The sequence below is a fragment of the Pseudomonas sp. genome (genome assembly GCF_035277045.1).
Classification (GTDB): Bacteria; Pseudomonadota; Gammaproteobacteria; order Pseudomonadales; family Pseudomonadaceae; genus Aquipseudomonas.
Map to the genome: position 1 here is coordinate 1 of NZ_DATELE010000227.1, position 9,368 is coordinate 9,368.

A 9,368-nucleotide genomic window follows, 5' to 3' on the forward strand; every position below is an offset into this window, starting at 1 on the left:
TTGTTGGCCTCCACATCCGGCATCTCTTCATCGAGCGATGCGTCTGCATCGTCAGGCAGCGGCGCTGCTTTCTCACCCTTGCCGGGATCACTCCCCGCTTCGGTATCGGTCTTGCCTGCTACACCTTTCTGGGACAGGTTGCCTGGGGCGTTCTCATCTATATCCATTTTTGCTCTCCGGACGGGACCGCGGGGCATCCGCGCTTGATCGTGAGAGGTTTCAGGGCAATGGGAGTGCCGTGCAATGGACGAACGGGGCATTCGTGGCGCTTGGGCTTCCACGCTTAACGCAGTGTGCGAATGCGATGCCCAGATACGAAAAAGCCCGCCAGTCGGCGGGCCAGGGGCACTGCGCAGTCACGCAATCAGTGTCGCGACCAGGGCCTGGGCGGCCGAGAGCGAGGGCAGCGGACCGCTGACGGCTTCACCGTTGCACACCAGGTACCAGCAGGCGAGCAGCCCTTGTTCGCGTAACTGGGCGGGCACGGCACTGCCGATGACGGACATGATGGTAATAGCGGCCATGAGTACTTCTCCTCTGAAACATGGCCCTACCTTACGCAGCAGCCGACGCGGTGTGAAATCAACCGCTTCAATAGTGGTCATTGGCAAATTCAACGGTATGCCTTACCAGCGGGGTGGGCCGTAGTACGCTGGAGGCGGGCCGTTGTAACGCTGGTACGCCGGAGGCGGCGCGGGCACGTAGCGCTCCACCACTGGATAGGGCTGGTAGTAGACAGGCTGTGGCGGCGCCTGCACATAGACCGGCGGCGGTGCCTGCACATACACCGGCTGGGGCGCATACACCGGTTGGCGTTCGACATACACGGTCCGGTCCTGGCCGCCGGTGACCGCCGCCCCGACGACAGCGCCGATCACGGCCGCGCCCAGCATCGGGCCTGCTCCATGCCAGCCACCGCCGCCACCGTGGGCAGCTGCCTGCCCGCAGACAGCCAGGGCGCCGACCAGCAGGGCGATTCTGGGGATATGACGGTTCATCTGGGTGTTCCTCGCGATAGACCCTTGTTCGGGCATGCGGATTTGACCGCAAAAACTGTCAACTGGGTACAAGCGCTGGGTAAAGGTTGTGTAAGGGGGGATCAGCGGTCGTACGGCCAATTAAGGCATAATCCCCTCTGAATGTTGCGAAGGAGTCGAACATGGCGGTAGCACCGAGTAGAGACACTGTCTTGTGCATTTCCCTGGCCGGGCGGCCTGGTACGTTCGGGGTGCGCTTTCACAATCATCTGTACGAGCAGCTGGGGCTGGACTATTACTACAAGGCCATGACCACCCAGGACCTGCCCGCCGCGGTGGCCGGGATCCGCGCGCTGGGTATTCGCGGGTGCGGGGTCTCGATGCCGTTCAAGGAAGCGTGCATGGCCCTGGTCGACGAGATCGACCCTTCGGCCGCGGCCATCGAGTCGGTCAATACCCTGGTCAATACCGATGGCCACCTCAAGGCCTTCAATACCGACTACCTGGCGGTACGCCACTTGCTCGCCCAACATCGGGTAGACCCTGAAACGGCATTCGCGCTGCGGGGCAGCGGCGGCATGGCCAAGGCCGTGGCCAGTGCCCTGCGTGATTCGGGGTTCAGGCAAGGGTTGATCATCGCCCGCAACGAGCAGGCTGGCCGGCAACTCGCGGATGTCTGCGGCTACCGCTGGCAGGCCGAGCTGGGCGACCTCTGTCCACCGATGCTGATCAATGTCACGCCGATCGGCATGGCGGGCGGTGCCGAGGCCGAGCACCTGGCGTTTCCCGCGACAGCGATCGCCGTGGCCGAGCGGGTGATGGACGTGGTGGCGATGCCCGCCAGGACGCCTTTGATCGAGTACGCGCAGTCATTGGGCAAGCCCGTGATTACCGGGCTCGAGGTCATCGCCGTGCAGGCCCTTGAGCAGTTCGTGCTTTACACAGGGGTACGGCCATCGGCGGAGCAAGTGGCGGCGGCTGTGGCCTACGCGCGCAACTGAACCAGCAACCGGCGCCAGCGTGATGGTGTGGGAGGGCCGCACGGCAGTGATCGTGCGGCCTTCCCTGGCTCACGTGTCCAGTTGCTGATCGACAAGCCATCGCCCATGGGCGAGCGACGCGTGCTGGGCGTTCTCAAGGTCGGTGAAATGTGATTTGTCGAGCGGCAGCGGTTGTCGCTTGCTGACCTGGCCTTCGGGATCGGTGATCAGGCACCCCCCGGAGAATGGCATCGGCGACCCAGGGTGGGTCACGATATTGGCCGTGATCGTGTGATCGCGGTATTCACAGTGAAGGGTTTGCATCTTCCTTACCTCGCTGTGGCATGAAAGCTGTTACTTCCATATACCACAGCGGGCGACCGCAAGTTCCCGGCGCGACCAGCGTGCCCGGCCGGGCGGCGGGTCAGAACTCGGTCGGCTGGATGATTTCAACCCAGTAGTCGTCCGGATCCTTGACGAAGGCGATGTTCTTCATGCGGCCGTCGGTCAGGCGTTTCTGGAAGTTGACGCCCAGGGCCTCGAAGCGCTCGCAGGCCGCGCGGATGTCTGGCACCGAGATGCAGATATGGCCGAAACCGCGTGGATCGGTGTTGCCGTTATGGTAGGCGAACGCCGCGTCGTCCTCCGTGCCATGGTTGTGGGTCAGTTCCAGAATGCCGGGAATCGACTTCATCCACTCGGTGCGCGCGGCGTCATCGGCGGGGATCTGCGCCTTGTCGACCAACGCGAGGAAGTAAAGACTGAACTGCGCTTCAGGGAAGTCGCGTTTTTCCACCAGGCTGAAACCCAGCACGCGGGTATAGAAGTCGAGCGACAGCTTGATGTCCTTGACCCGCAGCATGGTGTGGTTGAACACGAATTGGCTGGTGGCGGCATCCGGCTGCGCGGTGACGCCGGGCAGGGTTTGCAGATCTTGCAGGCTCATGAGCACTCCAGAAACAGGGCCGGCGCCATGCGGCGCCAGCGGGACTGACAGGCCGACTATGATACGGGACTGAACCGATTGCGCAAATGAAACGCGCCCTGCAGGTGCAGGGCGCGGAAATTAGAAGCCCGCCGAAGCGGGCGAGATGGGGCGCTAATCCTTTAGCAGGTTTGATCTTCTCGCAATCGATGTGAAAAAAGCGTGAAGTTAGTGTGCATTATTCATTGGCGTAACCAACTGTCGACGGTGCTGGCGCCATATTCCTGCTTCCACGCTTTCAGCCCGCGATGATTACCACCTTTGGTTTGAATCAATTCGCCGGTGTGTGGGTTTTCGTAGACTTTGACTACGCGTGCCCGACGTTGTTTGGGCGCGGTGGCCGGCCGGCGCGATACGGCCTTGGGATCAAGGAGGGCGATAATGTCGCGCAGGCCCTTGTCGTAGGTTTTCATCAGCCCGAGCAGTTTTTGCTCGAATTCGATTTCGCGCTTGAGGCCGGCATCCTTTTTTAGTGTTTCCAATTGCGCCATTTGCTCCTGGAGGGCTTTTTCGGCAGCACGAAATTCTGCAAGTCTGGACACTTTTATCACTCCTGAAAGTGTTGGGCGGCGCGCGGCCGGAAACAAATAAGCGCACGTGCCGACGGCCACAACGGTGCGGTATTGCCAGAAGTAAGTGTAGTAGTGTTGGGTGAGGTGGTAAACAGCCAGAGAAGCGCCCTCGATGGACGTTGAATAGTCGTCCGTAATGGACTCAGGGCGGCGCCGCGCGCTTCCTGAAATACGCTTTAGACCATGGTCCAATGGCCCATTTCAGAGCGGTTGCAGGACAATTGCAGCGCATCGCCAGGCCGCGCCTGGTATCTGCACAATGCTGGTGCGGATGTACCGGCCTGTTTTGCGACCCTTCTTTTCTGGATGTTTTCATGTTTCCCCCTTTCTCCCTGGCAGCCGGCCGTAGTGTCGCGGGTCTGCTTGTCTTGAGTAGCGTTTTTTCAGTTCATGCAGCCGGTTTTATCGAAGACAGCAGTGCGAGGCTGGAGGCCCGGAATGTCTATTTCAATCGAGACTTTCGTGACGGACACAGCAGTTCCGGTCAAGGCGCGTCGAAACGCGAAGAGTGGGCGCAGGGCTTCATTCTGAATGTACAGTCCGGCTACACCCAAGGTCCTGTCGGATTGGGTGTCGATGCGGTGGGCATGCTCGGGTTGAAACTGGACTCGAGTCCCGCGGACAGCAACAGTGGTTTATTGCCATCGTCCGGTCAAGACCCGCGGCGCGCGGTTGATCAATACGCCAAGTTGGGCGCTGCGGCGAAGTTGCGTATATCGCGAACGGTTATAAAGTACGGCAGCATGATGCCGGACATGCCGTTGCTTAAATACAATGATGGACGCCTGTTGCCGACAATGTTCCAAGGTGCGATGGTCACGTCGGAGGAGGTCCAGGACTTGAAGTTTCGGCTTGCCCGTCTGGACAAGTATGTAGCCCGGGACTCGACCGATCGCCAGGACATCCGCGTGCATTGCAAGAACAAGCGCTATGCCTGCGGCACCACGGCCGACCACTTTGACCTGGCGGGGCTGGATTACCGGTTCAACGAACGGCTGAGCGCACAGTATCAGGTGGCGAAACTTGAAAACGTCTATCGGCAGCATTTCCTCGGCCTTGTCGCCAGCCAGCCCCTTTCCGTGGGCAGCGTGTCGGCGGACCTGCGCGTGATCAAGAGCGATGACATTGGCAGTGCGCGCGCGGGTGACATCGATCACCGCGCCTTCAGTGGCATGCTGGGCTACAGCCTGGGCGGGCACAAGTTCAGCGCCGGCTGGCAGCGCATGTACGGCGAAAGCGCCATGCCGTATCTCGATGGCAGCAATCCGTACCTGGTGAACTATGCCCAGGTCAACGACTTCGCCGCCGCCCAGGAGCGCTCCTGGCAGCTGCGCTACGACTATGATTTCAAAGGGGTGGGGCTGCCAGGATTGAGCTTCTTCTCCCGGTATATCAATGGCGACCACATCAAGGTGCCTGGCAGTCTTGCCGAGGGCAAGGAGTGGGAGCGTGATTCCGAGCTCAGGTATCAGGTGCAGGGCGGCACGTTCAAGGACGTCAGTGTACGGCTGCGCAACTCGACCTATCGCAGCAATTACGAGAAGTGGGCAAGGGACATGGACGAGACACGGGTGATCGTGAGCTATGACTTCTCGGTGTTGTAAGCCTGGGCAGCGCTGGCGGCGTTGTTCTGTTGACCGTGTGCCGCTGGCAGTCAGGCTGGCGTAGAGGAAACTCCGGGAGCGTGCAATGAATGACCTGCTGCTGATTGGCATCGGACCAGGCGATCCACGCCAGATCACTTGCGAGGCGGTGGAGGCGCTGCGGCGCGCGACTGTGTTTTTCCTGCTCGACAAGGGCGCGGACAAGGCCGAATTGCTAGCGCTGCGAACCGCCATCCTTGCGCGCTATGTTCCTGATGGGCAGTACCGGCTTGTGCAGATCGAGGATCCCGTGCGCAACGCGGTCTCAGTTGACTACGGGGCTGCGGTGGATGACTGGCATCGTCAACGGGCGGTGTTGTACGCCGGGGTGCTGCGGGACGAGCTGGGGGCAGGAGAGGTGGGCGCCTTCCTGCTCTGGGGTGATCCTTGCCTGTATGACAGTACCTTGCGCATCCTCGACCTCGTCCGCCAGCAGGGCCTGGCGCTGACGCTTGACGTCATCCCGGGCGTCAGCAGTGTGCAGGCGTTGGCGGCGCGCCACCAGGTCCCGCTCAACCGCGTCGGTGAGCCATTGACCGTTGTCCCGGGCCGCCGCCTGGCCAGGCAGGGGCGCATCGACAATGTGGTGGTGATGCTCGATGGCCGCTGCGCCTTCGCTGAAATCGACGACCCTGACCTGATGATCTACTGGGGTGCCTACCTGGGAACCGCCGACGAGATACTGGTCAGCGGGCCGCTGCAGGCGGTCAAGGCGCAGATCCTCGAGCAGCGCGAACGTGCGCGCCGGCGCAAGGGCTGGATCATGGATACCTATCTGCTGCGAAGACCGCTGTAGCGGTGCTGGCTACTTGCCAAGAATGCTTTCGACCTTTTCGCGCAACTGGTCGATGCTGAACGGCTTGCCGATCAGGTACATGCCTTCGGGCACGTTGATGTTTTCCGCATAGCCACTGGCAAACAGGATGGGCAGCGTTGGCCGCAGTTCCCGTGCCTTGGCGGCCAGTTCGTCGCCGCGCATGTCGGGCAGGCCGACATCGGTCATCATCAGGTCCAGCGGTTGGGACGGATCCTGGAGAATCGCCAGGGCGGTGCCCGCATCCGCGGCCTCGCTGGCCGTGTGGCCCAATTCGTCGAGCACTTCGACCATCAGCATACGAACGATGTCGTCGTCTTCGACTACCAGAAGGTGCATGTTTGGGGTCCTGTTCAGGGATTGATCTCTACTCTGTGGGCGCGGGGAGGGAGAAAGTTCCCCGTGGCCCGCCAACAGGATAGCGATCTGCGCACCCCGATGGAACGTTTGCGCTGCGTCATATTCAAATGCTGGCTAAGCGCTCTGCCAGAAGGATCAAAGGCAGGTAAACTCGCATCAAACCCCAAAGTGGTGCAGCAGGATCGACAGCGATACTGCGAAGAATCCGCCACATTTGCTTCGATGGACCTTTTTGTTCGGGCATCCTCAGATGATTCAAGCAGCTTCCCTGGACCAGCAGAGCTTTCGCAAGCTGCTGACCCGCAACATCGGCCTGCCGTTGGGCGTCGGCCTGCTCAGCGCCGTGGCCTTCGTCGGGGTGATCAATTACCTGCTCACCTCCATGCAGTGGGTCGAGCACACCGACCGGGTCATCAGCAACGCCAACGAGGCGGTCAAGCTGACCATCGACATGGAGACCGGCATGCGCGGTTTCCTGCTGACCGGGGACGAGCGCTTCCTTGACCCCTATGAAGTGGCCAAGCCGCGCGTATTCGGTGGCCTGCAGAGCCTGCGCGAGATGGTGGAAGACAACCCTCAGCAGGTCGACCGGCTTGATCGCCTGACCGCCCTGCAGCGCGAATGGAACAATTTCGGCTCGGACATGATTGCCCTGCGCCGCACCGGAGGCGATGCCCAGGCCCCGATCCGCAACGGCCGCGGCAAGCGGCTCACCGACGAGATCCGCAAGGAGTTCGACGGTTTCGTGGCGACCGAGCAGCAGTTGCGCATGGCGCGCAACGAGAAGGTTCGGGACACCACCATTCTCTCGATTTCAGCCTTTGTCCTGCTGGTCATCGCCCTCAGCGCCTTCCTCGCCTATCGGGGCCGGCGTGACCTGATGCTGCTGTCCGACAGCTATATGGAAAACATTGAGGCCCAGCAGCGTTCGGCCGAGCGCCTGGAGTACCAGGCCTGGCTGCGCAACGGGCAGACTCAGCTGGCCGAGCAGGTGCTGGGGCAACTGACCGTGCCGATGCTGGGTGAAAATATCCTGCGGTTCTTCGCGGCGTATCTGGGCAGCGTGGTCGGCGCCCTGTACGTGCGTGACGCCCACGGCCACCTGCAGCGGGTCGCGACCTATGGGCTGGATGCCCAGGCGCAGGCCCGCGACCCGTTGGTCGGCAGCCACGAAGGCCTGCTGGCCCAGGCTCTGAAGCAGAACCGCCTGCTGCGTCTGGACCAGTTGCCCGAGGACTACTTCCAGTTCAGCAGCGGGCTGGGCTCAGGCTTGCCGCGCGCGGCGCTGCTGATGCCGGCGCGTGACGACGGGCAGGTCAACGGTGTGATCGAACTGGGCTTCCTGCGCCCGCTGGATGAGCGTGACGGCGAACTGCTGGAGCGGGTAACCGAAAACCTCGGCATGTCCATCGAGAGCGCCCGCTACCGCCAGCGCCTGCAGGAAGTGCTGGCCGAGACCCAGCAGCTCAATGAAGAGCTGCAGGTGCAGCAGGAAGAACTCAAGACCGCCAACGAAGAGCTCGAAGAGCAGTCCCGGGTGCTCAAGGAGTCCCAGGCGCACCTGGAGACCCAGCAGGCCGAGCTGGAACAGACCAACGAGCAACTGAGCGACCGCACCCACGCCCTGGACCGCAAGAATTCCGAGCTCAACAAGGCCCAGCTTGAGCTGCAGGCCCGCTCCGAAGACCTGGAACGTTCGAGCAAGTACAAGTCCGAGTTCCTCGCCAACATGTCCCATGAGCTGCGCACGCCGCTCAACAGCTCGCTGATCCTGGCCAAGCTGCTGTCCGAGTACGGGCAGGGCAATCTCAGCGAAGAGCAGATCAAGTTTGCCGAGTCGATCTACTCGGCGGGCAATGACCTGCTCAACCTGATCAACGATATCCTTGATATCGCCAAGGTCGAGGCCGGCAAGCTGGAAATGCGCCCGGAAAACACCCCTGTGGTGCGTCTGGTGGAAGGTTTGCGGGGCATGTTCGAGCCTTTGGCGCAGCACAAGGGCCTGGACTTCCAGGTCGAGCTGCACGAGCCGTTGCCGCCTTCGCTGTTCACCGACCGCCAGCGACTGGAGCAGATCCTCAAGAACCTGCTGTCCAACGCCATCAAGTTCACCGACCGCGGTCAGGTCAGCCTGCAGATCAGTCATCAGGCGGATGCCGGCATTGTCTTCACCGTGCGCGACAGCGGCATCGGCATTGCCGCCGACCAGCAGCAGGTCATCTTCGAGGCATTCCACCAGGCTGATGGCACCAGCAACCGCCGCTTCGGGGGCACCGGCCTGGGGCTGTCGATCTCCCGTGATCTGGCGCGCCTGCTGGGTGGGCACATCAGTGTCCAGAGCACGCCGGGGCAGGGCAGTGTGTTCAGCCTGGTCCTGCCCGAGCGCTACGAGGCGCCGGCCGAAGAGGCCGCGCCAGTAGCGCTCAAGCGCCCGGTGCTGGAACTGCCCGCGCCGCTGCTGCCAGTCGCGCCCACACCGCTGACCCCGGTGGTCCCTGTCTTCAGCGATGACCGCGACAAGGCGCCGTTCGGCAATCGCTGCATCCTGGTCATCGAGGACGAACCGAATTTCGCCCGCATCCTCTACGACCTGGCCCACGAACTGGGTTACAGCTGCCTGGTGGCCCATGCCGCCGACGAGGGCTTCCAGCTGGCCGTGAGCCACGTTCCCGACGCCATTCTGCTCGACATGCGCCTGCCCGACCACTCGGGCCTGACCGTGCTGCAGCGGGTCAAGGAGCAGGCCTCCACCCGGCATATTCCGGTGCACATCATCTCGGTCGAGGACCGGGTCGAGGCGGCCATGCACATGGGCGCTGTGGGGTATGCGGTCAAGCCGACCAGCCGCGACGAGCTCAAGCAGGTCTTCGCACGTCTTGAAGACAAGCTGACGCAGAAGCTCAAGCACATCCTGCTGGTGGAGGACGATGACCTGCAGCGCGAAAGCATCGCCCGCCTGATCGGCGACGAAGACATCGAGATCACCGCGGTGGCCATGGCCCAGGACGCTCTGGACCTGCTGCGCGAGAACATCTAC

The 9,368-nt window shown here is 62.1% G+C and carries 10 protein-coding genes; 4 read left to right on the plus strand and 6 right to left on the minus strand.

The window, feature by feature from the left end:
• Positions 1-356: 356 nt before the first annotated feature.
• Positions 357-524 carry a hypothetical protein gene (locus VJS90_RS13270; protein WP_324122109.1) on the minus strand — a complete coding sequence of 56 codons (168 nt, stop codon included), beginning with the start codon at positions 522-524 and terminating at the stop codon, positions 357-359.
• A 102-nt stretch (positions 525-626) separates the two neighbouring features.
• Positions 627-998, minus strand: coding sequence for a hypothetical protein (locus VJS90_RS13275; protein WP_324122110.1), 372 nt, complete (start codon positions 996-998; stop codon positions 627-629).
• A 161-nt stretch (positions 999-1,159) separates the two neighbouring features.
• Between VJS90_RS13275 and VJS90_RS13280 the strand changes: the two genes are divergently transcribed.
• Entirely contained in the window at positions 1,160-1,978 is an 819-nt protein-coding gene (locus VJS90_RS13280; protein WP_324122111.1) for a shikimate 5-dehydrogenase, read from the plus strand.
• Positions 1,979-2,047: 69 nt separating this feature from the next.
• Here the strand turns inward: VJS90_RS13280 and VJS90_RS13285 are convergent, their stop codons facing one another.
• The 3 genes from VJS90_RS13285 to VJS90_RS13295 all read right to left on the minus strand — a co-directional run bounded on the left by VJS90_RS13285 (position 2,048) and on the right by VJS90_RS13295 (position 3,484).
• Positions 2,048-2,281, minus strand: coding sequence for a hypothetical protein (locus VJS90_RS13285; protein ID WP_324122112.1), 234 nt, complete (start codon positions 2,279-2,281; stop codon positions 2,048-2,050).
• Positions 2,282-2,381: 100 nt separating this feature from the next.
• Positions 2,382-2,903, minus strand: a complete 522-nt coding sequence (gene gloA / locus VJS90_RS13290; protein ID WP_324122113.1) for a lactoylglutathione lyase — start codon at positions 2,901-2,903, stop codon at positions 2,382-2,384.
• Positions 2,904-3,124: 221 nt separating this feature from the next.
• On the minus strand, positions 3,125-3,484 hold the full coding sequence (locus VJS90_RS13295; protein WP_324122118.1) for a histone-like nucleoid-structuring protein, MvaT/MvaU family: 360 nt from the start codon (positions 3,482-3,484) through the stop codon (positions 3,125-3,127).
• A gap of 344 nt (positions 3,485-3,828) precedes the next feature.
• On the opposite strand from VJS90_RS13295, the gene VJS90_RS13300 reads away from it, so the two are divergent.
• On the plus strand, positions 3,829-5,118 hold the full coding sequence (locus tag VJS90_RS13300) for an OprD family porin (protein WP_324122114.1): 1,290 nt from the start codon (positions 3,829-3,831) through the stop codon (positions 5,116-5,118).
• 85 nt (positions 5,119-5,203) lie between these two features.
• Positions 5,204-5,953 carry a precorrin-6A synthase (deacetylating) gene (gene cobF / locus VJS90_RS13305; RefSeq protein ID WP_324122115.1) on the plus strand — a complete coding sequence of 250 codons (750 nt, stop codon included), beginning with the start codon at positions 5,204-5,206 and terminating at the stop codon, positions 5,951-5,953.
• A 9-nt stretch (positions 5,954-5,962) separates the two neighbouring features.
• Here the strand turns inward: cobF and VJS90_RS13310 are convergent, their stop codons facing one another.
• Complete coding sequence (locus tag VJS90_RS13310; protein WP_324122116.1) at positions 5,963-6,310, minus strand: response regulator; 348 nt, start codon at positions 6,308-6,310, stop codon at positions 5,963-5,965.
• Between the two features lie 271 nt (positions 6,311-6,581).
• Here VJS90_RS13310 and VJS90_RS13315 point away from each other — a divergent pair.
• Positions 6,582-9,368 (plus strand): CHASE3 domain-containing protein (locus VJS90_RS13315; protein ID WP_324122117.1); only part of this gene is annotated, 2,787 nt, incomplete at its 3' end.

Coding starts and splice junctions, on each gene's coding strand:
- VJS90_RS13270 (WP_324122109.1), bottom strand. CDS start 524: ATGGCCGCTATTACCATCATGTCCGTCATCGGCAGTGCCGTGCCCGCC.
- VJS90_RS13275 (WP_324122110.1), bottom strand. CDS start 998: ATGAACCGTCATATCCCCAGAATCGCCCTGCTGGTCGGCGCCCTGGCT.
- VJS90_RS13280 (WP_324122111.1), top strand. CDS start 1,160: ATGGCGGTAGCACCGAGTAGAGACACTGTCTTGTGCATTTCCCTGGCC.
- VJS90_RS13285 (WP_324122112.1), bottom strand. CDS start 2,281: ATGCAAACCCTTCACTGTGAATACCGCGATCACACGATCACGGCCAAT.
- gloA (WP_324122113.1), bottom strand. CDS start 2,903: ATGAGCCTGCAAGATCTGCAAACCCTGCCCGGCGTCACCGCGCAGCCG.
- VJS90_RS13300 (WP_324122114.1), top strand. CDS start 3,829: ATGTTTCCCCCTTTCTCCCTGGCAGCCGGCCGTAGTGTCGCGGGTCTG.
- cobF (WP_324122115.1), top strand. CDS start 5,204: ATGAATGACCTGCTGCTGATTGGCATCGGACCAGGCGATCCACGCCAG.
- VJS90_RS13310 (WP_324122116.1), bottom strand. CDS start 6,310: ATGCACCTTCTGGTAGTCGAAGACGACGACATCGTTCGTATGCTGATG.